20 protein-coding genes are annotated in these 22,331 nt (G+C 60.3%); 9 read left to right on the forward strand and 11 right to left on the reverse strand.

Features of this window, described 5'->3' with window-relative positions; genetic code table 11:
* Window positions 1–66: 66 nt before the first annotated feature.
* The 3 genes from K7H22_RS05100 to K7H22_RS05110 are packed head-to-tail and all read left to right on the forward strand — an operon-like array spanning window position 67 to window position 2,349.
* Window positions 67–486, forward strand: coding sequence for a PaaI family thioesterase (locus K7H22_RS05100; RefSeq protein ID WP_230799655.1), 420 nt, complete (start codon window positions 67–69; stop codon window positions 484–486).
* Complete coding sequence (locus K7H22_RS05105) at window positions 483–1,016, forward strand: PaaI family thioesterase (RefSeq protein WP_230799656.1); 534 nt, start codon at window positions 483–485, stop codon at window positions 1,014–1,016. The genes K7H22_RS05100 and K7H22_RS05105 overlap by 4 nt, the downstream gene beginning before the upstream one ends.
* Window positions 1,009–2,349, forward strand: a complete 1,341-nt coding sequence (locus tag K7H22_RS05110; protein WP_230799657.1) for an MATE family efflux transporter — start codon at window positions 1,009–1,011, stop codon at window positions 2,347–2,349. Before K7H22_RS05105 ends, K7H22_RS05110 begins: the two co-directional genes overlap by 8 nt.
* On the opposite strand, the gene K7H22_RS05115 is transcribed toward K7H22_RS05110, so the two are convergent.
* Window positions 2,313–2,870 carry a TetR/AcrR family transcriptional regulator gene (locus K7H22_RS05115; protein WP_269063014.1) on the reverse strand — a complete coding sequence of 186 codons (558 nt, stop codon included), beginning with the start codon at window positions 2,868–2,870 and terminating at the stop codon, window positions 2,313–2,315. The genes K7H22_RS05110 and K7H22_RS05115 overlap by 37 nt on opposite strands.
* 166 nt (window positions 2,871–3,036) lie before the next feature.
* On the opposite strand from K7H22_RS05115, the gene K7H22_RS05125 reads away from it, so the two are divergent.
* Together K7H22_RS05125 and K7H22_RS05130 are read left to right on the forward strand one after the other, a co-directional pair.
* Entirely contained in the window at window positions 3,037–4,164 is a 1,128-nt protein-coding gene (locus K7H22_RS05125) for an efflux RND transporter periplasmic adaptor subunit (protein WP_230799658.1), read from the forward strand.
* Window positions 4,161–7,232, forward strand: coding sequence for an efflux RND transporter permease subunit (locus K7H22_RS05130; RefSeq protein WP_230799659.1), 3,072 nt, complete (start codon window positions 4,161–4,163; stop codon window positions 7,230–7,232). The genes K7H22_RS05125 and K7H22_RS05130 overlap by 4 nt, the downstream gene beginning before the upstream one ends.
* Before the next feature lie 58 nt (window positions 7,233–7,290).
* Here the strand turns inward: K7H22_RS05130 and K7H22_RS05135 are convergent, their stop codons facing one another.
* Window positions 7,291–8,349 carry a quinone-dependent dihydroorotate dehydrogenase gene (locus K7H22_RS05135; RefSeq protein WP_230799660.1) on the reverse strand — a complete coding sequence of 353 codons (1,059 nt, stop codon included), beginning with the start codon at window positions 8,347–8,349 and terminating at the stop codon, window positions 7,291–7,293.
* Window positions 8,346–8,684, reverse strand: a complete 339-nt coding sequence (locus K7H22_RS05140) for a DUF952 domain-containing protein (RefSeq protein ID WP_230799661.1) — start codon at window positions 8,682–8,684, stop codon at window positions 8,346–8,348. Before K7H22_RS05140 ends, K7H22_RS05135 begins: the two co-directional genes overlap by 4 nt.
* 157 nt (window positions 8,685–8,841) lie before the next feature.
* Between K7H22_RS05140 and K7H22_RS05145 the strand changes: the two genes are divergently transcribed.
* From K7H22_RS05145 to K7H22_RS05155, 3 genes are all read left to right on the forward strand, one after another.
* The gene (locus tag K7H22_RS05145; RefSeq protein WP_230799662.1) at window positions 8,842–10,425 is read left to right on the forward strand and encodes a bifunctional metallophosphatase/5'-nucleotidase; all 1,584 of its coding nucleotides are present in this window, start codon (window positions 8,842–8,844) and stop codon (window positions 10,423–10,425) included.
* A 71-nt stretch (window positions 10,426–10,496) separates the two neighbouring features.
* Window positions 10,497–11,711 carry an MFS transporter gene (locus tag K7H22_RS05150; RefSeq protein WP_230799663.1) on the forward strand — a complete coding sequence of 405 codons (1,215 nt, stop codon included), beginning with the start codon at window positions 10,497–10,499 and terminating at the stop codon, window positions 11,709–11,711.
* A gap of 71 nt (window positions 11,712–11,782) precedes the next feature.
* Window positions 11,783–12,448, forward strand: coding sequence for an SOS response-associated peptidase (locus K7H22_RS05155; RefSeq protein WP_230799664.1), 666 nt, complete (start codon window positions 11,783–11,785; stop codon window positions 12,446–12,448).
* Here the strand turns inward: K7H22_RS05155 and K7H22_RS05160 are convergent.
* The 4 genes from K7H22_RS05160 to K7H22_RS05175 all read right to left on the reverse strand — a co-directional run bounded on the left by K7H22_RS05160 (window position 12,445) and on the right by K7H22_RS05175 (window position 16,455).
* Window positions 12,445–12,837, reverse strand: coding sequence for a carboxymuconolactone decarboxylase family protein (locus K7H22_RS05160; RefSeq protein ID WP_230799665.1), 393 nt, complete (start codon window positions 12,835–12,837; stop codon window positions 12,445–12,447). The two genes, K7H22_RS05155 and K7H22_RS05160, sit on opposite strands and share 4 nt — an antisense overlap.
* Before the next feature lie 73 nt (window positions 12,838–12,910).
* Window positions 12,911–14,686 carry a glucans biosynthesis glucosyltransferase MdoH gene (gene mdoH / locus K7H22_RS05165; RefSeq protein WP_230799666.1) on the reverse strand — a complete coding sequence of 592 codons (1,776 nt, stop codon included), beginning with the start codon at window positions 14,684–14,686 and terminating at the stop codon, window positions 12,911–12,913.
* A 3-nt stretch (window positions 14,687–14,689) separates the two neighbouring features.
* Window positions 14,690–14,869 (reverse strand): hypothetical protein, encoded by a 180-nt coding sequence (locus K7H22_RS05170; RefSeq protein WP_230799667.1) that lies wholly within the window; start codon window positions 14,867–14,869, stop codon window positions 14,690–14,692.
* A complete protein-coding gene (locus K7H22_RS05175; protein WP_230799668.1) occupies window positions 14,866–16,455 on the reverse strand; it encodes a glucan biosynthesis protein in 1,590 nt (529 codons plus the stop codon). Before K7H22_RS05175 ends, K7H22_RS05170 begins: the two co-directional genes overlap by 4 nt.
* Before the next feature lie 281 nt (window positions 16,456–16,736).
* Here K7H22_RS05175 and K7H22_RS05180 point away from each other — a divergent pair, with 281 nt between their 5' ends.
* Window positions 16,737–18,047, forward strand: a complete 1,311-nt coding sequence (locus K7H22_RS05180) for a short-chain fatty acid transporter (RefSeq protein ID WP_230799669.1) — start codon at window positions 16,737–16,739, stop codon at window positions 18,045–18,047.
* Between the two features lie 67 nt (window positions 18,048–18,114).
* Here K7H22_RS05180 and secD read toward each other — a convergent pair whose 3' ends face one another.
* The 4 genes from secD to K7H22_RS05200 all read right to left on the reverse strand — a co-directional run.
* Window positions 18,115–20,595: a protein translocase subunit SecD gene (gene secD / locus K7H22_RS05185; protein WP_230799670.1), complete on the reverse strand. Its 2,481-nt coding sequence runs from the start codon at window positions 20,593–20,595 to the stop codon at window positions 18,115–18,117.
* A 45-nt stretch (window positions 20,596–20,640) separates the two neighbouring features.
* The gene (locus K7H22_RS05190; RefSeq protein ID WP_230799671.1) at window positions 20,641–21,003 is read right to left on the reverse strand and encodes a hypothetical protein; all 363 of its coding nucleotides are present in this window, start codon (window positions 21,001–21,003) and stop codon (window positions 20,641–20,643) included.
* Window positions 21,000–21,920 carry a calcium/sodium antiporter gene (locus K7H22_RS05195; protein WP_230799672.1) on the reverse strand — a complete coding sequence of 307 codons (921 nt, stop codon included), beginning with the start codon at window positions 21,918–21,920 and terminating at the stop codon, window positions 21,000–21,002. Before K7H22_RS05195 ends, K7H22_RS05190 begins: the two co-directional genes overlap by 4 nt.
* Before the next feature lie 25 nt (window positions 21,921–21,945).
* Window positions 21,946–22,331: hypothetical protein (locus K7H22_RS05200; protein WP_230799673.1), on the reverse strand; the 386-nt coding region annotated here is incomplete at its 5' end.

Consider the following 22,331-nt stretch of genomic DNA (forward strand, 5'->3'; position numbering starts at 1 on the left):
CCGCTGCCCTTGCACAGGTGTTGTGATGCGGGACATAGTGCAGCGCAGGGTCAAGGAGCAGGACGTATGAGCAAGGAAAAAATGGCGCGGCAGTTTACCGAGGCGATCCCCCATGCGCGCGCCCTGTCCATGCAGATCGATCATCTGGGCGATGGCATTGTCGAGATGTCGATGCCCTATGATACAAAGCTTATCGGCGATCCGGAAACCGGCGTGATTCACGGCGGTGCTGTCTATGCGCTGCTCGACACATGTTGCGGCGCAGCGGTTGTCTGTCATCCCGCGTCAAAAGGTGGCACGGCCACGATAGGTTTGCGGATCGACTATATGCGAGCGGCAACCCCCGGACAGACGATACGCACGCGGGCGGAATGCTATCACGTGACACGCTCGGTCGCTTTCGTACGGGCCACGGCCATGGATGATGACACTGATCGACCAGTCGCGAGCGCCACGGGGACCTTTACGGTGGAGGGAGACTTATGAGCGAGGGCAAATTTGTCAAACCGCGCAGCGGCAGGCCGGAGCCTGTGCAAGTCATCAAGCAGCGCCGCGATGCCGCGCTGCGGGCGTTGGTGCATGGCGTGCCCTATATCCAGTTTCTCGGGATCGAGTTCGACCGGCGCGGCGACGAACTGACGGCTTTGCTGCCCTTTGACAACAAGTTGATTGGCAACCCGCTTCTGCCCGCGCTGCATGGCGGTGTGACAGCAGCGTTTCTGGAGGTGACCGCGATCATCGGCCTAAGCTGGGTCACGCTGTGGGAAGAGATTGAAAGCGGCCGGATCGACCCGCAGAATCTGGTGGCGGGAAATCTGCCCCGACTTCCCAAGACCATTGATTTTACTGTCGACTACCTGCGGACAGGTCTGCCGCGCGATGCATATGCGCGGGCCTCTGTTAACCGCTCGGGCAGGCGCTATGCCTCGGTCCATGTCGAGGCATGGCAAGACAACCGCTCGCGGGCTTTCGCGCAGGCGACAGGACATTTCCTGATGCCGCGCCAGAGTGGCTGACATCGCGCCTGTGACCGGCGCAGGTGTGCCGCTGTCGAATCGCCGCGTGTTGAAAGTCGCGCTGCCAATCGTTCTGGCCAATGCGACCGTGCCTATTCTTGGCGCTGTGGATACAGCCGTTGTCGGCCAGATCGGGCTGGCGGCCCCTATAGGTGCGGTCGGTCTGGGCGCTGTGATCCTGACAGCTTTGTACTGGATCTTCGGTTTCCTGCGCATGGGCACAACCGGACTGACCGCGCAGGCCTTCGGGGCAGGGCAGACCGGCGAGGTGGCGGCCCTGCTGACGCGCGCACTGATGATCGGTGCGACCGCAGGTATTGGCGTAATCGCGCTGCAATGGCCCTTGTTCTGGGGCGCTTTTCAACTGGCCCCCGCCAGCGCCGAAGTCGAAGGGCTGGCCGCCGATTACATGCGTATTCGTGTGCTGAGCGCACCCGCCGCGATTGCGATCTATGGCGTTACAGGATGGTTGATCGCGCTTGAACGGACACGCGACGTTCTGGTCATCCAGCTCTGGATGAACGGTGCGAATATCGTCCTGGATCTGTGGTTCGTGCTGGGCCTTGGCTGGGGCGTCGAAGGTGTGGCGGTGGCCACCTTCATTGCAGAATGGAGCGGTCTGGCGCTTGGCCTGTGGATGTGTCGGGCCGCATTCGCGGTTCCTGCCTGGCGAGACTGGTCGCGGGTGTTCGACCGCGTGGCGCTGGCGCGGATGATGGCAGTCAACACTGATATCCTGATCCGTTCGCTTCTGTTGCAGGCGATATTCCTGTCGTTCTTGTTTTTGGGAGCAGGGCAAGGCGATGTCGTGCTGGCGGCCAATCAGGTGTTGCTGCAATTCCTGCATATCACCGCCTATGCGCTGGACGGTTTCGCCTTCGCTGCCGAGGCACTTGTCGGGCAGGCACTGGGCGCGCGCAATCGCACCGCCCTCAGGCGAAGCGCGATTCTGTCAAGCTGTTGGGGGGCCGTCAGCGTGATCGGGCTGGCGCTGGCCTTCGCGCTTTTTGGCGGGATCATCGTTGATCTGATGGCCAAATCCGTGCCCGTGCAGAACGCCGCCCGCATCTATCTGCCGTGGATGGTGGCCGCGCCCCTTCTGGGGTTGGCCCCTTGGATGCTGGACGGGATTTTCATCGGCGCCACCCGCACCAGAGACATGCGGAACATGATGGCGGTCAGTTTTGCCGTCTATGTCGCGGCTGTTCTGGTGTTGCTGCCCTTGATGGGTAATCACGGGCTGTGGCTGGCCTTGCTGATCTCGTTCGTGGCGCGCGGGGCAACCTTAGGCCTGCGCTATCCGGCGCTGGAGTCCGATGCGGAACAAGCCTGAAGCCGTGTCGTCAACCAATCCACCAGATCGGCCTCTTCCGACCTGTTCAGAACCTGCGTATTCAGCAGTTCCATTGCGCGAAGACCCTGAATCGCCATAAATGCAAGGGTAGCCATCTGCGGATCAGTCGCATTGGCGCGAATCCGGCCCAGAAAATCCCTCTCTTGCCGCCGCACGGGGTCCAGCATGCTGGGGTCTTCTGCCAATGCCGCGAGCAAACCCGAGGGCGGCGGCGTTCCACATTGCCGTTCCGCCACGAACTGCGCGATATAGGCGCAGATCGCGGCATCAGGCCTGCCGGTTTTTTCCTGCGTGCTGAGGGCAACATCGAAACGGTTCAGATGGTCCTCGACCAAGGCTTCCATCAAGCGGTTCTTGGAAGGGAAGTGGTAAAGCAAGCCGCCTTTTGATATTCCTGCCTGTGCGGCCACTGCATCCAGCGACAGATTGCCGGGACCCGTGCTGCGCGCAAGATCCTGTGCGGCGTCCAGAATGCGGCGACGCGTGGCGCCGCGTGTCATAATGGGGTCGGCTGTCTTGGCGATGGGGCACCTCCAGAAGGCTCCAAGGGCTTTTCTTGACTTTACCGACCGGACGGTATAGTTGCCCCGTTTGAAAATCAAGCCGCCCGTTCAAAGACAGTCATTTTGCCACAACGCTGTGGTCGCCTCATCCAAGGAACTCTTCATGGTCAAACGCATCATCATTGCCGCCCTGCTTCTTGCTTTGGTCGGAGGAGGGCTTGTCGGCTTCAATCTGTTTCGTGACCAGATGATCGAACAGATATTCGCGGATCTTCCGGTGAAACCAATGACTGTAGAAACCGAAATCGCAGCACCGCTGACATGGCAGCCTACACGCAGCGCGATCGGCACGGTTAATGCCAATCAGGGTGTCGATCTGACGGTTGAAGCGCCGGGTATCCTGCGCGAAGTGCTGTTTGCACCCAATACCCAGGTTGCTGCAGGCGATCTGCTGATCCGGCTTGACGATGTTGTGCAACGCGCCGATCTGGAGGCCGCCCGCACCCAGCTTGAGCTTGAACAGGCCAACCTGAACCGTCAGCAGGAACTGCAAAGCCGCGGTGTCGCGACCAGTGCCACGCTTGAGGCGACCCAAGCCGCTTTCCGTGCCGCCGAGGCGCAGATGGCCCGTGCCGAAGCGGTTGTTGATCAACGTCGTGTGACAGCACCTTTTGGGGGAACGATCGGTCTTCTGCGAGTCGATCTGGGCCAGTATGTCCAGCCCGGAACCATCATCGCAACCTTGCAGGATCTCAGTATCATGCGTGTCGATTTCAGCCTGCCGGAGCAAAGCCTGCCCGAACTGTTCATCGGCCAGACTCTGCACTTGACCAGCGACGAGGCAGATATGTCCTTCGAGGGCAAGATCAGCGGTATTGATCCCCGCGTTGATCCGGCCAGCCGGATGGTTGCGGTACGTGGAACAGTCGAAGGGGTCGAGGGCACACTGACACCGGGGCAATTCGTCCGTCTGCGCCTGGATTTGCCCGTAGAAGAAGGGATTATCGCCCTGCCGCAGACTGCGTTGATCAGCAGCCTTTACGGTGATTTCGTTTATGTCGTCGCAGAGCGGGAGAATGACGCTGAAACGCTGGAGGCACGTCAGGTTTTTGTCACTGTGGGGCGGCGGTCCGAGGGGATGGTCGAGATCCGCGAAGGAGTAGCCGAAGGTGACCGGATCGTAATTTCCGGACAGAACCGGCTTTCCAGCGGTGCGCCGGTACTACTTTCCGGCTCTGGTGACGCGCCCGTGCAAGCGCAGGCAGCCGGTGCTGACGAGGTGGCGGAATGAGTCTGTCCGACCTTTTCATCAAGCGGCCTGTTGCCTCGACAGTGTTGGGCCTGCTGATCGTCCTTCTTGGTTTGCAAGGGATGTTCAGCCTGCAAACCCGCCAATATCCCGAGGTGGACGAGACAGTCATCACGGTCACGACGGTCTATCCCGGGGCTGCGGCCGATCTTATTCAGGGTTTCGTAACTTCGCCCATCGCAGCGGCTGTCGCGACAGCGGAAGGTGTCGACTACGTCACAACGCAATCGCGGCCTTCCGCCTCGGTCGTGACAGTGCAGATGCGTTTGGGCGAGAACCCCGATACCGCGCTGACCGAGGTCATGTCGAAGGTTCAGCAGGTGCGTTCGCGCCTGCCGCAGGACGCGCAAGACCCCAGTATCGTCAAGGGCACGGGGCAGACTTTTGCGACCATGTATCTGGGTGTCCAAAACCCCAATATGACGCCCGAACAGATCACGGAATATATCCAGCGCGTGATGGTGCCGCGCATGTCCACGATCGAGGGCGTGGCGGAATCACAGGTTCTGGGCGGTGCCGACTATGCCATGCGTGTCTGGATTGATCCGGTCCGACTGGCGGGGCAAGGCTTGACCGCGACAGATGTCAGCGCAGCGATCAGCGGCGCTAACTTTCTGTCCGCCCCGGGACGTACGCAGGGCGAGTTGGTCTCTTATGCGATCACGATGGAATCGACGCTGCAAACGCCCGAGGCTTTCGGGATGCTGCCGGTTTCGGGCAGCGGCGACGAGGTTGTGCGCCTGCATGACGTCGCAAGGATCGAACTGGCTGCGGAAAGTACCGATACGATTGTGAATTTCAACGGTCAGCCCGGCACGTTCATCGGCGTGTTTCCCACGCCGTCAGCCAACCCGCTGGATACATCTGCCAATGTGCTGGCCGAATTGCCCGCGATCCAGTCCAGCCTGCCGGAAGGCATGACGCTGACCATGATGTATGACGCAACCGAGCAGATTGCGGCGTCCATTAACGAAGTTCTGCGGACAATCATCGAGGCCACGTTGATCGTGGCCGTGATCATCCTGCTGTTCCTCGGCTCGTTGCGCTCGGTCATGATGCCGCTTGTGGCGATCCCGCTATCCTTGGTCGGCGTGATGTTCATCCTTTTCGTTATGGGATATTCGATCAACCTTCTGTCCCTGCTGGCGATGGTGCTTGCCATCGGATTGGTGGTGGATGACGCGATCATCGTAGTCGAGAACGTCCAGCGCCATATCGACGACGGTCAAAGCCCGATGCAGGCAGCCTTCACGTCGATGCGCGAACTGTCGACCGCGATCATCGCTATGATGCTGACACTGATCGCCGTGTTCCTGCCGCTGGTCTTTACCGGCGGTCTGACGGGCGCATTGTTCCGCGAATTCGCGGTGACACTGGCTGGAGCGGTGTTCATCTCGGGGATCGTGGCCCTGACAATCTCGCCCATGATGGCGGCAAGATTGCTGAAAAAAGGCGGAGAGAACCGGTTTCAGAAGCGCTTGAACAGTGGCTTTACACGGTTCGAGGAATGGTACGAACGGCGTCTGTCATCCTCGTTGGATTTTCTGCCGGTGACGGTGATGATCGTGGTCGTTCTGGTAGGGGTGACCGGCTATCTGTTCATGAAAACATCCTCGGAACTGGCACCGGAAGAGGATTCGGGCGCTCTGTTCTCGTTCGTCAACGCGCCAAGCTATGCCACAAGCGACTATACCCAACGCTATGTGGACCAGATGCGTGATCTGACCCGGGACCTGCCCGAGCTTTCAGCCAATTTCTCGATCACCGGGTTTGGTGGGCAGACCAATTCGGCTATCATGCTCTGGGCGTTCGAAGACTGGGCCGACCGCGACCGCAGTCAGGCCGAGATCCAGGCCGATCTTCAGGCACGTCTTGCACCGGTTGCAGGGTTGCAGGCTTTTGTCTTTGCACCGCCCTCCTTGCCGGGGGCTGGTGGGGGTCTGCCGATTTCGGTTGTGGTGCAATCCACCGGCGATCCCGCGCAGGTCTACGAGGTTGCCGAACAGATCCGGCAGGAGGCACAGGCATCAGGCCGGTTCATCGTCGTGCAGAATTCGTTGAGCTTCGACACGACCCAACTGGTTGTGAAGATAGACCGTGACCGTGCGGCGGCGCTGAACCTTCCTGCGGCACAGATAGGCGCTACGCTGGGCCTGCTGGTGGGGGACGGGCCGGTGTCGCAATTCGACCGCGACAGCAACAGCTATGACGTGATCGTACAGGTGCCACAGGAATATCGCGACAATCCCGACCGTCTGGGCGAGTTGTTCGTGCGCTCGACCACTGGCGATATGGTGCCGCTATCCGCCCTGATCGACGTCGAGACACGCGCAGCCCCTGCGTCTATCGAGCAGTTCAACCAGTTGAACGCCGCCACGATCACGGCGCTGCCGATTCCGGGCGTTTCCACCGGCGATGGTCTGGCGGTGATCGAAGACATCGCGCGACCCTTGCTGCCTGCCGGCTTCTTCGTGGATTTTTCCGGCCAGTCACGGCTCGAGAAATCCGAGGGAAATACGATAGCCATTGCCTTTGCGATGGCGATTGTCGTGATCTATCTGGTGCTGGCCGCGCAATTCGAAAGCTTCCGCGACCCGTTGATCATCCTGATGTCGGTGCCCTTGTCTATCTTCGGGGTGATTGTGCCGCTGAATCTTGGTCTGGGGACGCTCAATATCTATACGCAAGTGGGGCTGATCACACTGATCGGCCTGATTACCAAACACGGCATCCTTCTGGTCGAATTTGCCAACCAGTTACGCCATGACAAAGGCCTGAGCCGCGAGGCTGGTATCATCGCCTCGGCCCGCCAGCGTCTGCGTCCGATCCTCATGACGACGGCAGCGACCGCGCTGGGCGTGGTGCCATTGATGACAGCGGATGGTGCTGGGGCTGCGGCGCGCTTTGCAATGGGTCTGGTGATCTTTGCAGGTATCACCGTGGGCACCTTGTTCACGCTGTTTGTGGTGCCTGCCTTCTACAAGATCATCTCGCGCCGCGAACTGGCCCCTGATGCGGAAGAGCCCGAGATATTGGCAAGCCGTACCTGAGTCATTTTGGGAAATACAAGGCCCGCGCTGGTAACGGCGCGGGCCTTTTCTATTTGGGTTAAATCCAGTCAGCGTGGCCTGTGCCTACAGCATCGGCCACATTTGCAAACCCGTCGCGCGCTAGCAAAACATCCAGCCCCTGCGCGATTTTCGGAACCAGCGAGATGCCGTGATAGACAAGCGCGGTATAGAGTTGCACGGCAGACGCACCGGCGCGAATTTTCTGATAGGCCTGTTCGGCCGTGCTGATGCCGCCAACGCCGATCAGGGGAATGCGACCATCGGTCAGTTGCGACAACAGCGCCAGAACGCGGGTGGATTTTTCGAATAGCGGCGCGCCGGACAGACCGCCCTTCTCGTCGCGATGGGCGCTTTGCAACCCATCTCGGTCCAGTGTGGTATTGGTTGCGATGATCGCATCGACACCGGATTTGCGCGCGACTTCCGCGATCTCGGACAACTCGGTCAGGCCAAGATCAGGGGCGATTTTCAGAAAGACGGGCAAGGGGCGCTGCAGCCATTGGCGCGCCTCCATCACACCGGCCAGAAGTGCCGACAGCGCCTCGGCCCCCTGCAGGTCGCGCAGTTTTTCTGTATTCGGAGAGGATACGTTGACGGTCGCAAAATCCAGATGCCGCCCACAATGGGCCAGAACGCGGGCAAAGTCCTCGGCCCTGTCCTCGCTGTCCTTGTTGGCACCAAGGTTCAGACCGATCACTGCATGTCGCGGACGCTTGGCAAGGCGCTTTTCCATCGCCTCCATCCCGAGATTGTTGAAACCGAAACGGTTGATCGCGGCGCGATCCTCGGTCAGACGGAAAAGCCGCGGGCGAGGATTCCCCGGTTGCGCGCGGGGTGTGGTGGCGCCTACCTCGACAAAGCCGAATCCTGCGCGCGACAGGGGGTGCAGTGCATCGCCGTTCTTGTCGAACCCTGCGGCCAGCCCTACAGGATTGGGCAGGTCGATCCCTGCCAGTGACGTCTGTAAACGGGATGATGTCACCGGGCCGGGCAATGGCACCAAGCCTGTGGTCAGCGCGCGGATCGCCAGACCGTGGGCGGTTTCCGGATCAAGGCGGCGCAGCGCGGCTAGGCCCACGGTTTCAAGAGTGCTCATGTCATATCCTGCGGGAATTGATGCGTCCCGTCCTTCAGCGGCAAGGGTTTGTGCCATAGCACATCCGTGATCCGCAGCGGGCGGTAGAGATGCGGGAACAATGCGCCGCCACGGGACGGCTCCCATTTCAGCGCATCCCCCAGCGCGGTACTGTCCAGCGCTAGCAGCACAAGTCCGGTCTGGCACGCGAAATGCTTGGCAGCTGTTTCAGCCGCCTGATCCGCGGTCGAGAAATGCACATAGCCATCGGCAATATCGACCGGTGCGCCAAGAGTTTCGCCTTGGGCCTGCAATGCCGCCCATTCGGGGGCGCGGAAAATCTTGTATATCAGCATGCCTGATCACATGACGCGCAGCGCGTGTGCGGTCAAGATCAATGCATGCATCAGGTGGGCGGGGATCATCTTGCCAACAAGCGAGTTTCATCTTTGACAGGCAGCATCATGCGGGTCACCATCGGCTACCCATGCCATCACCAAGGAGATCCCGTTGATGACTGTCCGCTCTTTTGCCGCGCTTGTGGCGCTTGCTGCTTCTGCATCCGTGGCACAGGCCGAATACACCCTGCATATCCTGCATGTGAACGACCTGCATAGCCGGATCGAGCCGATCAACCGTTTCGATTCAACCTGCAACGCCGAGGATGATGCCGCTGGCGAGTGTTTTGGCGGGGTCGCAAGACTTGCCACCAAGGTCGCCGAATTGCGCGATGCGCTGATCGCTGACGGGCAGAACGTGATCCTTCTGGATGCGGGTGACCAGTTTCAGGGCAGCCTGATGTACACGACCTATAAAGGGGAGGTCGAGGCCGAGTTCATGCAGGCCATCGGGTTTGATGTGATGGCAGTTGGCAACCATGAGTTCGACGATGGTCCCGAAGGGTTGGCGGGCTTTCTGGATTCGGTCAGCTTTCCGGTGATCTCGGGCAATATCGACGTGAGCGGATCGAATGTTCTGGCCGGGCGCGTGGGGCGTCATGCGGTGGTCGAGGTGGGCGGCGCGCGTATCGGTATCGTATCGGCGCTTGCCGTGGATACGGTTGAAACCTCAAGCCCCGGCGAACAGGTTGTCTTTACCGACGAGGCGACAAGCCTTGCAGAGGATGTCGCCACGCTTGAGGCGGGAGGCATCGACAAGATTATCGCGCTGACCCATGTGGGGCTGCGGACGGATCTGGAACTGGCAGCGGAGGTGCAAGGATTGGATGCCATCGTAGGCGGACATTCGCATACTCTGATGTCCAACACTGTTGAAGACGCGCTGCCTTATCCGCAAATGGTGGGCGCGGTGCCTGTGGTGCAGGCCTTCGCCTATTCGAAATATCTTGGCCATCTGGTGCTGGAATTCGACGATATGGGGAATGTGACCTCGGCCAGCGGTGATACCATCCTGCTGGATGCCAGTGTGACACCTGATGCGGAGATTGCCGCGCGTGTGGCTGAACTGGCCGGCCCGATCGAAGAGGTCAAGACGCGTCTGGTAGCGCAAGCGGCGGATGATATCGACGGAAGCCGCGACGCCTGCCGGATCATGGAATGCACCATGGGCAATCTGGTGGCTGATGCGATGCTGGAACGCGTGCGTGGGCAGGGCGTCAGCATCGCTATCCAGAACGGCGGCGGATTGCGCGCCAGCATCGCCGCGGGGGATGTTACGATGGGCGATGTTCTGAGCGTATTGCCCTTCCAGAACACCCTTGCAACCTTCGAGGCGACAGGCGCCACGGTTCTGGCAGCGCTGGAGAACGGCGTCAGCCAGTTCGACGAAGGGGCGGGCCGTTTTCCGCAGGTTGCGGGCATGCGCTATGCCTTCGATCCAGCCGCAGATACGGGCAGCCGTGTGATCAGCGCCGAGGTCGACGAGGGCGGCGCATGGGTGCCGCTTGATCCGGCGAAAACCTACGGGGTGGTGACCAACAACTACATGCGCGGTGGCGGCGACGGATATGCAATGTTCGACACTGATGGCATGAATGCCTATGATTTCGGGCCTGATCTGGCGGATGTGCTGGCGGACTACATGGCCGGGAATGCACCCTATCAGCCCTATACTGACGGGCGCATCCGGATGAAGTAATCCTTGGCTCTGACGGCCTGTTGCCAGCGTTTTGCAGATGCAGGCCCTCAGGCACTGTGGCATGACAGGGCATGAGCCATTCCCCTCATCCGAGTTCAGCGCAGATTCTGGACGCACCGTCCAGCAGGCTGATGATCGCAACACTGTCGATGTCGAATTTCGTTATCGGCATGGGTGCTTTTATGATCATCGGTCTGCTGGAGCCGCTGGCGGCGGATTTGCGGATATCTTCGGCGCGGGCTGGTTCGGTTCTGACAACCTATGCGGTGGCCTATGCGATCCTGTCTCCCGTGCTGGTCGCTACGACCGGCGGGATCGGCAGGCGTCGTGTGCTTGCGGCGGGGCTGGCCATGTTCGGCCTTGCCTGCCTGATCCCTGTGCTGGCACCGACCGAGGCAGCATTGCATGCCAGCCGGATCATTGCGGCGGCGGGTGCGGGGATATTCACGCCTGTTGCGGCTGCCGTGGCCGCAGGGCTCAGCGCGCCCGAGCGCCGGGCCAAGGCCTTGGCAGCGGTGTTCTTCGGTATGACGATGAGCCAGATCCTTGGTCTGCCGCTGGGCAGTTTTCTGGCCTATACCTTTGGCTGGCAGGTGGCTTTTGCTGTGGTGCTGGCCTTGCTGGTGCCCTGCCTCTGGCTTGTCTGGATCATCGTGCCCCGCGGCTTGTCGTTCCAACCGGTGACGTTGCGCGATCTGGCGCGGGTGATGCGAAACGGGCGGCTGATGCTGGCCGTGGGGTTCACGGCCAGCTTCCTGACAGCCGGTTATGTGGTGAACACCTTTCTGGCACCGCTTCTGTCACAGGGGCTGGGTTGGGGACGAAACGGTATCTCGCTGGCGCTGCTGGCTTGCGGGATCGGCGCGGTTGCCGGCAATATCATCGGCGGCGCGCTGAGCGATCGGATCGGACCTGCGCGAACGCTCACCTTTCTTTGCCTCGCCCAGCTTGTTGTCTTGCCCGGATTCTCCTTGCTGCCACTGGCTGGCGGTCAGGCAACGTTGCTTTCAGCCTCGCTGGCGATGGGGCTTCTGGTGCTCTGGTCGGTCTTTGGCTGGTCCTTCATGGCTGCACAGCAGGCAAGGCTGATCGGTCTTGCCCCGCAGGCCGCACCAGTAATGCTCGCGTTGAATGCGGCGGGTGTCTATGTGGGCGCGGCTTTCGGTTCAGCGATGGGCGGACTGGTCTTGTCGGGGTTTGGACTAGCTCCATTGGGAATGGTGGCGGGTGCCCTGATGGGGCTGGCCCTGATCCATCTGCGGGTGACTGTCCGGCTGGACGGGTAGCAAAATTGCCGCATCAAAGCGGGAATGTATGACCTCTGGTCTGCGTTGCCATTTTGCGGCAGGCTTGCACCATGTGTGGACGATTTGCCCTGACCCTGCCAGCCGATGTTATGGCGCGCCTTTTCGCGGCGCAGCCCGCCAATGACTTGCCACCGGTGCCGCGTTTCAACATCTGCCCGACCGAGTTGGTCCATGCCGTGACCTCGGCGCAAGAGATACGCCGGTTGGGCGCGATGCGTTGGGGTTTTGTGCCGCACTGGTACAAATCTTCGTCGGATGGTCCTTTGCTTATCAATGCGCGGGCAGAAACCATTGCCGAGAAACCGGCATTTGCGGCAGCCGCCCGCGCGCGGCGTTGCTTGATTCCGGCGGACGGATTCTACGAATGGACCAAAGACGCGGATAGCGCGCGCTTGCCGTGGTATATCCGCAGGCGTGACACCGAACCGATGGTCATGGCCGGGATCTGGCAGGACTGGGGGAACGATGACGCACGGATCACCACCTGCGCTATCGTCACAGCCGCTGCCAGCGCGGATATTGCTGCAATCCATCACAGGATGCCGCTGATCCTTGATCCTGCCGACTGGCCCTTATGGCTTGGCGAGGCGGGGCACGGTGCGGCAACCCTGATGCGCCCCGGCCCGCCTGACAGGCTGGAGGCCTGGCGCGTTGATCCGGCTGTTAATTCCAACCGCGCCCAGGGCGAGGGACTGCGCGCCCCGATCACGCCCTAGTCGATCTTTCCTTCGGCGCGCATCTCGTCCAGCACAGTGCGGGCTACGCGGAAACTGTCGATCATGGCGGGCACGCCGCAATAGATCCCGACTTGCAGCAAGACTTCCTTTATTTCGTCCGGTGACAGCCCGTTATTTATCGCGCCGCGCACATGGGTACCCAATTCGTGCGGGCGGTTCAGCGCAGCCAGCATCGCAAGATTGATGGTCGAGCGCGTCTTCCGCTCAAGCCCGTCGCGCCCCCAAACCTCGCCCCAGCAATAGGTTGTGACCATCTGCTGCATTTCGCGGGTAAAGTCGTCCATACTGGCGATGGCACGGTCGACATAGGCGTCGCCAAGCGTAGCACGGCGGATTTCCATGCCCTTGTCATGCGTGGCTTTGTCCATTGTTGTTCTCCGTCCCGTTCGATGTGATTTTGTCCGCAGACTGCGATTCAAACTGGACCGGATGCAAGGGCTATCAGGCGGCTGTGATGCGTGCGGCTTTGTCTTCTGCCTGCCACACCTTGCGGAACTGCTGTTCCAGAATCAGCACTGCCGGCAGGGCGGATTGTGCCGGTGTCTGGAACAAGGCGCTGCGCGCGGGTGCAGAAGACCAAGCGATAATCCCCGGCGACAACAGCATCGGCATCAGAACCGGCACAAGCCAAGGCAACAAGGAGGGCGACAGCAGCAGCGACAACCCGATGCCCAAAGCGCCCGAGATCACGATCCAGTGGCTTGCCATCCAGGCCTCGGCCAAAGACATTACCCCGTCGCCGCGCGATTGTGCCGGCCAACCGCCGTCACGGCCCGCCAGCACCTGCAACACGGACCTTGTGTTGAACATCAAAAAGACCGGGGCAGACAGGGCCGAGAATACCAGCTCTGTCACGACCGAACCCGCTGCACGCGCAGCGCCGCCGAAATCTGCGGCCCGTCCGCGCAAGGAGGCATCCATGAGAATCAGAATTTTTGGCAGAAACAAAAGCCCGACGATACACACGGCAAGCGCAATCGCCTGCGAAGCCTGCGAGACAGGAATCACCGGCCATCGCCACCCCTCGATCGGGAAGTAGTCGACAGGTGGGGCGAACACAGGTGCCGCAATCGAACAGAGCAGAAAGACCAGCCAGATGACGGGTGACAGATAGGCAAGAATGCCCTGCACAAAGACAAAGCGGCTCCACGGCAGTAGGCCAGGCGCTGTCAACAGGCGAGAATGTTGCAAGTTGCCCTGACACCAGCGCCGGTCACGCTTGGCGTGGAGTACCATGTTCTCGGGTCCTTCCTCGTAGCTGCCGGAAAGATCGTCATCGACCCGCACGCTCCAGCCTGCGCGGGCCAGCAAGGCAGCTTCGACATAGTCATGGCTGAGGATATGGCCGCCGAAGGGTGGTTTACCCGACAGTTCGGGCAAGCCGCAGCTTTCGGCAAAGGCGCGCACCCTGACAATAGCATTGTGCCCCCAGAACGGGCCGGTGCGGCCCTGCATCATGGCAAGCCCCCTGCAGAAAACGGGGGAATAGAATGCTGCCGCAAACTGCTGGATACGCCCGAACCGTGACGCTGCATTCACGATCTGCGGCAAGGTCTGGAGCAGGCCCAAGGCGGGATCGGCCTCCATACGGCGCACCATTTCGATCATGGTATCACCTTCCATCAGACTATCTGCATCAAGGATGATCGCCAGATCATAGGCTGCACCTGAACGGGTGATGAAATCCTCGATATTGCCTGCCTTGCGCCCGCGGTTCGTCTCGCGGCGGCGGTAGAAAATACGCCCGTCGCCGCCCGTCATTGTCAGAAGGCGCAGGAACCCGCGTTTTTCGGCATCGGCGACGGCTGCATCACGGGTATCTGACAGGATCGCGATATCGAAACTGTCGCCAAACCCCGTGCGCCGCAAGGATGCATCCATCGCTGCAATACGGGTGAAGGTGGCGGCAGGGTCTTCGTTATAGACGGGCACAAGCACGACACAGCGTGATATCAGCGGACCGTCATGGCGGGGCGGCAGTGGTGGCTTTGTCGTCAGTCCGGCGAAGGCTTGCAACGCGCCCCATGCCAGCCAGAATGTCGACAACAGGATGAGCGCCGCACGCACAAAATCCATCCAGTCCAGCCCGTCAGCCGCACCATAACGCAGAAACAGCACAAAGCCGCCGCAGCCGATCAGAACGCTTGCTGCGAAAAGCAGAATGCGGATCGCGCGAACTTTTGAATCCGCGCCGCCGGACGTCGCGGCTGCCGGCATGGATCAGACCCCGCGAGAGGGTTGCCGTGCCGGACGCAACGCAGCCACGAGACCGTCCACAAAGCGGCCCTTGCGCGCCTCCAGCGTTTGCGTGGGCATCGCCATCGGCGCTTCGGGTGGGGCCGCATTGTCAATCGCGGCCGCCTCGGGATCGCTGGGAAAGACTGTCGAGAGGTCGTTCATATCGCATTGATCCACTGATAAAGCCAATTTTCGGTTAGTTTGCGATCATAACCCGCAAGATGGGCAGATAGTTCCACCACAGCATCGTTTCCCGCGCGCATGTCGATGAACAGGCGCCAGACGCCGTTCTGCGGAACCCGTTGCAAAACGGTGCTGATCATTTCGCCATTGGCGATTGTGACAATCGGGGCAATATCGGCATCCGGTCCCAATCGGTCCAGAAAGCCGCCTCGAAAATCCACAACAAACTTCCGCAGACCAGCTTCGAGTTCGACACCGGCGACCCCGCCATGTCCTGCACGTGTAGTCTCGACATGGGCAATCGCCGCATCGGGATCAACCGGCAGGTCGCCCCAATGCATGCGGTAGGCGAACTCGCGCGCATCTCCGGCGCGGGCAGGGGCCTCGGGCACCCAATAGGCTACGATATTGTCGTTGGCCTCAAGTTCGGAAGGGATCTCGACCAGCCGGACATGCCCATTGCCCCAATCGCCGATCGGTTCGATATCCAGTGAAGGACGGCGATGATAGTTTGCTTCCGTGTCCTGATAGCTTTCGAAATCGCGGTCACGCTGGTGCAGACCGAACCTGCGCGGGGCTGTTTCCGCGAAATAGCTGCCGGACAGGCGCGGGGGGTTGTTCAAGGGCCGCCAGATCGTTTCACCATCGGCGCGCAGAATATACAGACCGTCGCTGTCATGCACCTTGGGGCGAAAGTCGTCGAACTGTGTGTGGTTCTTCTCGGAGTAGAGATACATTGAGGTCAGCGGCGCCACGCCCAGCTCTTCCACGTCCTCGCGGAAATAAAGCCGAGCTGTCACCTCGATCGTTGTTGTTGCTCCGGGGAAGAAAACAAATCGGTAGGCCCCCGTCACGCTGGGGCTTTGCATCGCGGCATATACGGTGATCGCGCCCGGGCCGGTTCCGCGCTCCATGTAGAAGCGCGAGAAACGGGGAAATTCTTCTCCAGAAGTCGAGGCTGTGTTAAGCGCAAGCCCCCGCGCTGACAATCCATAGGCCGACCCGCGCCCCAAGGCGCGGAAATAGCTGGCACCGACGAAGGCTACCAATTCATCCATAACGTCTGGACGGTTCAGGGGATGATGCAAGCGGAATCCTGCAACGCCCGGCATGTCTGTCATTGGCGGAATACGCTCGGCCAGGTCGTTGAGATATTCGAAATCCTCGGTCGTAAAGCGCATCTCGGTTGCTGCGCCATCGGCGACTTCGTAAAGGATCACCGGCTCTTTGAAGAGCCAGCCCATCGGAAACGCGGCCAGGGTCAGGGTACTTGTCTCGGTCGCCCAACGCTGGCGGTCGGGACGGAACCTGACCAGCCTGTAATCGTCGTAATCCAGTTCGGAAATGAAACCGCTGGCCTCGGGTGCGGGCTGGTAGGGCCCTTCCGCAAGCTGGCGCATTTCCTCGCTCAGGATGTCGAAGGAAAATTGCTGCAGCGCAGTATCGACGGAACTGCCACTTTCTTGCGCTGTGAGACGCAAGGGAAAAGTGCTGGCAAGAGCCGCCGTCGCAGTCAGGAAGCAGCGGCGCGAGAACAGTGGAAACGAGTGGTCTGAGACAGACATTCTTCTTTAACCTAAGGGCTTTGGGCAGCATTTCGGGGCGCGGACTTCGTCTGCATATATGGCCATGTTGTATCACAGAGCAAGGCCGCTTGCGCAAAGCGCCCACAATGCGCGAGAAAGGGCCAATAGCGCTGTTCAGACAGTGCCTAAAAATTGATCAATAAGGATGCTGCAAGTGCAAAACCCGTTGCCGATGGGCATGGCGCGCATTGGTTGACACCGGAGCCGGCCTCAACCCATAGAGGTTTAACAATATACATAAACTATCAATAGGAGAGCCCATGCTACGTGCGCTATCTCGACCCGCTGTCAGGCTGATGGAACGCTATCTGCCTGATCCGTTCATCTTTGTCGTCCTGCTGACCTTGATTGCCGCCATTGCCGCGATCCTTTTCGAGGGTGCGAATCCTGTCAGTGTCGTGCAGATGTGGGGTGACGGCTTCTGGGGCTTGCTAGCCTTCTCGATGCAGATGCTTCTGGTTCTTGTCACAGGCTTCATTCTGGCCTCATCTCCCCCGGTCAAGAAATTCCTTGCTTTGCTGGCAGGACTTGCCGGATCGCCGGGGGCGGCAATTCTGCTGGTGTCCGTCGTGTCCTTGCTGGCCTCTTGGATCAACTGGGGTTTTGGTCTGGTTGTCGGAGCGCTGTTCGCCAAGGAACTGGCGCGGCAAGTGCGTGTCGATTACCGCTTGCTGATTGCGGCGGCCTATTCGGGTTTCGTGATCTGGCACGGCGGTGTATCAGGCTCGGTTCCGTTGACTGTCGCGACCGAGGGGCATTTCACCGAGGACAGAATTGGCGTGATCGGCACTGGCGATACGATTTTCGCAAGCTTCAACCTGATCATCGTCGCTCTGCTTTTCATCGTGATCCCGCTGGTCAACCGCATGATGCTGCCGGCAGAAGAAGACAGTATCTATGTCACGCCCGAACAACTGGGCAGCGACAAGAAGCCCGCCTTCGCGCCGACCCGCCCCGCCGAACATCTTGAGAACAGTCGTGTTCTGATGTGGCTGATCGGCCTGCCGGGGCTGCTGTTTCTGGCGCAATATGTGATCGTTCAGGGGGGATCTCTGAACCTGAACATCGTAAACTTCATGTTCCTGTTTCTGGGTATCTTGTTGCACGGCACGGCCCGCAACCTGCTGGATGCCCTGAACGAAGGTATCAAGGGCGGGGCCGGTATCGTGATCCAGTTTCCCTTTTACGCTGGGATCATGGCAATCATGACCCAATCGGGCCTTGCGCAAAGCCTGTCTGAAGGGTTCGTCAGCATTTCGACAGCGGCCAGCCTGCCGTTCTGGACCTTCCTCAGCGCCGGTATCGTGAATCTTTTCGTGCCGTCCGGTGGCGGTCAATGGGCCGTGCAAGCACCCGTGATCCTGCCTGCCGCGCAAGCTTTGGGCGCGGATATTCCGCGTGTCGTGATGGCCGTGGCATGGGGCGATTCCTGGACCAATCTGTTGCAACCATTCTGGGCTTTGCCCATGCTGGGGGTGGCTGGCCTGAAAGCCAAGGACATCATGGGCTTCTGCCTGATCCACCTGTTCATCACAGGCGTGATCATCAGCGCGCTTCTGGTCCTTCTGTGATCAAGTGTCTGATCTGAAACGGACGGCCCTATCCGCAAAGACGGGTAGGGCCGCTTTGTTAATATACTCAGTGCGGCGGCATGCCCTCGACCTTGGGACCGTAGGGAAGCGGGGCTGCTGTGGCGATGCCCTTGCGTGCCAGCCAAGCCAGCACCGGTCCCGCCACGAACAGCGAGGATGCGGTCGCGATCACTACGCCAGCAATCATCGGCGCGGCAAATCCTGAAACAGCCGGACCACCCCAGACAGCCATCGGCAGCAAGGCTGCGATGGTGGTCGCTGACGTGAACAGGCAGCGTCCCAACACCTGATTGAGGCTGCGGTCAATCACGCGGTCCAACGGTTCGTTACTGCCTTCGGTCAAATGTTCGCGGATACGATCATAAACCACCACCTTGTCATTGACCGAATAGCCGATCAGCGTCAGCAGCGCGACTACTGTTGTCAGGTTCACTTCCCATCCCATCAGGGCGATCAGACCGAAAGTCTTGGTGACGTCCAGAAACAGCACCGCGATGGCACCCAGTGCGAAATGCCATTCAAAGCGCACCCAGATATAGGCGAGCATCGCCAGCACAGCGAAGCCAAGTGCAAGGCTGCCGGTCCAGACCAGATCGGCGCTAAAGCTTGGGCCGACAAGATCTATCTGGTGAAACACGGCATCCGGCAGGATCGCAACCGCCGCCTGTTCCACGGCGCTGACGGTCGCGGGGCCGACTTCGCCCTGAACGCGGATCAAAACCTCGGTCGGGTCGGCAAAGGCTTGCAGGCTGGTATCGCCCTGAACGGCAGCGGCAAGGGCGGCCCGCATTTCGGCCAGAGGAACGGGATCCGCGGCGGCCAGTACCATCTGCACACCGCCGGTAAAGTCAATCCCCAGGCTTGGACCAGGTATGTAAAGGGCTGCGAGAGCGGCCAGTGACAGAAAAGCCGACAGCGCCAGTGCCATGCGCCCTTGTCGCATGAACCCGAAACGGCCCGGTTCGCGCAACCGCCCGAACAGGGGCGCGAGTCTGATCTGCCTCGCCCGCTGCCCCTGCAGGATCGCCTCCATGATGGCACGCATCAGCACGATGGATGTCAGCATCGAGATCAGGATGCCAAGGCTCATAGTGACCGCAAAGCCCCTGATCGCACCCGCGCCGAACCAGAAAAGCACCAGCATGGCCAACAACGTGGTCAAATTGGCGTCAAGGATCGTGGCCCATGCGCGTTCATAACCAAGGCGCAACGCCTTCATGGCTGGTGCGCCTTTGGCTGTTTCCTCTCGGATACGGCTGAAAATGAGGATGTTGCTATCCACGGCAATTCCCAGACACAGGATGATGCCCGCAATGCCCGGCAATGTCAGCGTAGCGCCAAGAAACCCGAGCGCGGCCAGTGTCAGCATCACGTTCAGACCCAGCACACCGCTCGCCAGAAGTCCCCAGCCGCCGTAAAGCAGGACCATAACCACGACCACCAGTCCCAGTCCGATGGCGCCGGTCAGAAGGCCCGTGTTGATGGAATCGCTTCCCAATGCCGCGCCGACGCTGCGCTCTTCGATTACATCCAGCGACGCGGGCAGGGCGCCGGAACCCAGCAGCACGGAAAGCGTCTGTGCCTCCTCGACAGTGAAGTCTCCGGTGATCTGGCCTTGCCCGCCCGGGATCGCCTGCTGGATCACAGGCGCGGTCAGAACCTCGCCGTCCAGCACCACGGCAAAACGCTGGCCAACATTCTCGGCCGTCAGGGCACCGAACCGGATCGCGCCCGCTTGGTCAAAGCCGAAGCTGATCACCGGTCGACCGGTCTGCTGGTCAAAGGCCAGATTGGCGCGTTCCAGCCGTTCACCGGACAGGGCGACCTGATCCATGACGGGCAGAACCCCGCTACCATCACGCATCGGAAGGGCTGTTGCGTCCGGCCCTTCGGCGGGGGCCACCAGATGAAAGCTCATCTTGGCGGTCGATCCCAGCAAGGCGCGCAACTGACCGGGATTCTCCACGCCGGGCATCTGTACCAGAATACGGTCGGCACCGACTCGGCTGATCACGGGTTCTGACACGCCGATCTGGTCAACCCTGTGGCGGATCACCTCAAGACTGCGATCCGCTGCATCGGATGCGGCACGGTCCAATGCGCCATCCGTCAGGGTCAAACGTATCTGGTCCCCTGACGGCTCCAGCGTGACAGGTAGCGGCTGCCCAGCCGGATAACTGTCACGCAGTGCCGCTGTCAGCATGTCCGCTATCGCATCATCGCCACGAAGAATCAGGCTGTTGCCATCCTGCGCCATTTTCACGGGCGGCAATCCCGCGTCTCGCACTGCTACCTGCGCCAGCATACGAAGGTCATCAACCTGCGCTTGCGCTAGCGCTTCACGGTTGACCTCCAGCAGCAAATGCGCACCGCCCTGCAGGTCAAGTCCGAGCGGCACGACCTGTGCCGTGGTCCAGTCGGGCAGGCTGGCACGTCGTTCTACGGTCATGAAATTGGGAAGCGCTGTCGCTACCGCCAATAGCAGCAACAGCGTATAGGTCATCACGACCCATCTTGGTCTGTTCATTTCGCTTATCCTTGGGGTTGTATAATCTGGTCCGGCTTCCAAAACTCAGACCAGTGGCGGACCCTGTGCGAAGGGGCGCAGATACACATCAAGGATGGGTTTTGCAGGGAAGGGATGTTGCAAGCCTGTAATGATCGTTTTGCGTGCAACGATTGGGATGGTTGTGGGCGACAGCCAATATGCAGGCGTGTCGTCCTGTAGCTGGCTTGCGACCGCGCGCGGCGCATCCTGCAGCAGGATCGCGGGCGCTTGATCTGCCAACGCAAGCAGCGCGCCAACGGGGATTTCAGATGATGTGCCGCGCGTGGGTTCCGGCAAGTTATGGGGCAGCAAAAGCCCTAGCAAAAGCAAAAGGCGCGACAGGATTGCCGTTGCCTTTTCAGCCAAGCCCTGCCGCGCAATCCTCACCCCTGCGCGCTCCAGATATATGCGGCATAGCCCACGAGCATCGCGAAACCGGCCCACCGCCCGATCATGGGGCGCATCAAGAGAAACCCGGTCAACACAATGGCCGCAGCGATCACGACGGGCAGGTCGAAGGACAAAAAGCGCCCCGCCACAGGAATCGGAGAGATCAGCGCCGTGACACCCAGAATGCCAAGGATGTTAAAGATATTTGAGCCAATGATATTACCGATGGCGATTTCGGACTGCTTGCGAAATGCGGCCACCAGCGAAGTGGCCAACTCGGGTAATGAGGTGCCCACGGCAACGATGGTCAATCCGATGAAGGCTTCCGACAAGCCAAAGTCTCGCGCGATGGATACTGCGCCATCGACCAGAAACCGCGCCCCGACAATCAGGGCGAGCAAACCACCAATCACCCATAGGGTAGAGACAAGCATGGCTGCAGGCGGCTTTGCATCAGCATCTTCCGGTTCGGCTTGGCCAGCCTGCCGATAGGCCAATACAAGATAGAAGAGCAGCCCGGCCATCAGAACCAGCCCTGCGGGACGCCCGACATGACCTGTTGCGAAGAGGGGAACCAATAACAGGCTCGCCAGAATCATGGCAGCGGTATCGCGGCGCAGCGTGTCGCCTGTTATGCGGATCGGCCAGACCATCGCTGACAGTCCGGCAATCAGCAGGACGTTCGCGATGTTGGATCCAAGGACATTCCCAAGCGCAATATCTGGAACGCCGCGCAAGGCGGCGTCGACCGAGACCAGCAATTCGGGCGCGGATGTGCCAAATCCGACAACTGTCAGTCCGATCAGAAGCGGGGGAATCGCCATGCGGCGGGCAATATCCACACTGCCGCGTACAAGGGCCTCACCACCGAAGAACAACGCGACGATGCCACCAAGCAGATAGATATAGTCCAAGATTTCTTTCCTATTCCCGCGTTCATCAGGCTGACGCCTCACAAGTGTTGATGTCCTTGCCTGCCCACAAGCCCCGCCTCAAAATAAATCCGGAATCACCGTGGCGCTCCTGCAGGAACGGGAATCGTCGCCAAGAACGCCTGCATTGGGCCGATTCAGGTGGATCAAAGCGTCGAATCGTACCTTTCAGACCGGGCGGAGCGCAGGTTCGCGGCCGTGCGCTGGCGTTTACAGGACTTTTGCGGGCTGCAAAGACGCCGCGAAAACCAGCAGGGCAAGGCTTGGGCAGGATGCGCAGGCAGGAAGCTGAGATGTTTTTCGGATTTCGTGAATTTTCCTCTTGCGGGCAGATCGGGTTATCCCTAAATAGCCCCTCACGGCGACGCAGAGACGCGACGTTGTTGACCGGAC

The sequence above is a fragment of the Seohaeicola saemankumensis genome (assembly GCF_021021435.1).
Lineage (GTDB): Bacteria > Pseudomonadota > Alphaproteobacteria > Rhodobacterales > Rhodobacteraceae > Seohaeicola.

Coding starts and splice junctions, on each gene's coding strand:
- K7H22_RS05100 (WP_230799655.1), top strand. CDS start 67: ATGAGCAAGGAAAAAATGGCGCGGCAGTTTACCGAGGCGATCCCCCAT.
- K7H22_RS05105 (WP_230799656.1), top strand. CDS start 483: ATGAGCGAGGGCAAATTTGTCAAACCGCGCAGCGGCAGGCCGGAGCCT.
- K7H22_RS05115 (WP_269063014.1), bottom strand. CDS start 2,870: ATGACACGCGGCGCCACGCGTCGCCGCATTCTGGACGCCGCACAGGAT.
- K7H22_RS05125 (WP_230799658.1), top strand. CDS start 3,037: ATGGTCAAACGCATCATCATTGCCGCCCTGCTTCTTGCTTTGGTCGGA.
- K7H22_RS05130 (WP_230799659.1), top strand. CDS start 4,161: ATGAGTCTGTCCGACCTTTTCATCAAGCGGCCTGTTGCCTCGACAGTG.
- K7H22_RS05135 (WP_230799660.1), bottom strand. CDS start 8,349: ATGAGCACTCTTGAAACCGTGGGCCTAGCCGCGCTGCGCCGCCTTGAT.
- K7H22_RS05140 (WP_230799661.1), bottom strand. CDS start 8,684: ATGCTGATATACAAGATTTTCCGCGCCCCCGAATGGGCGGCATTGCAG.
- K7H22_RS05145 (WP_230799662.1), top strand. CDS start 8,842: ATGACTGTCCGCTCTTTTGCCGCGCTTGTGGCGCTTGCTGCTTCTGCA.
- K7H22_RS05150 (WP_230799663.1), top strand. CDS start 10,497: ATGAGCCATTCCCCTCATCCGAGTTCAGCGCAGATTCTGGACGCACCG.
- K7H22_RS05155 (WP_230799664.1), top strand. CDS start 11,783: ATGTGTGGACGATTTGCCCTGACCCTGCCAGCCGATGTTATGGCGCGC.
- K7H22_RS05160 (WP_230799665.1), bottom strand. CDS start 12,837: ATGGACAAAGCCACGCATGACAAGGGCATGGAAATCCGCCGTGCTACG.
- mdoH (WP_230799666.1), bottom strand. CDS start 14,686: ATGCCGGCAGCCGCGACGTCCGGCGGCGCGGATTCAAAAGTTCGCGCG.
- K7H22_RS05170 (WP_230799667.1), bottom strand. CDS start 14,869: ATGAACGACCTCTCGACAGTCTTTCCCAGCGATCCCGAGGCGGCCGCG.
- K7H22_RS05175 (WP_230799668.1), bottom strand. CDS start 16,455: ATGTCTGTCTCAGACCACTCGTTTCCACTGTTCTCGCGCCGCTGCTTC.
- K7H22_RS05180 (WP_230799669.1), top strand. CDS start 16,737: ATGCTACGTGCGCTATCTCGACCCGCTGTCAGGCTGATGGAACGCTAT.
- secD (WP_230799670.1), bottom strand. CDS start 20,595: ATGAACAGACCAAGATGGGTCGTGATGACCTATACGCTGTTGCTGCTA.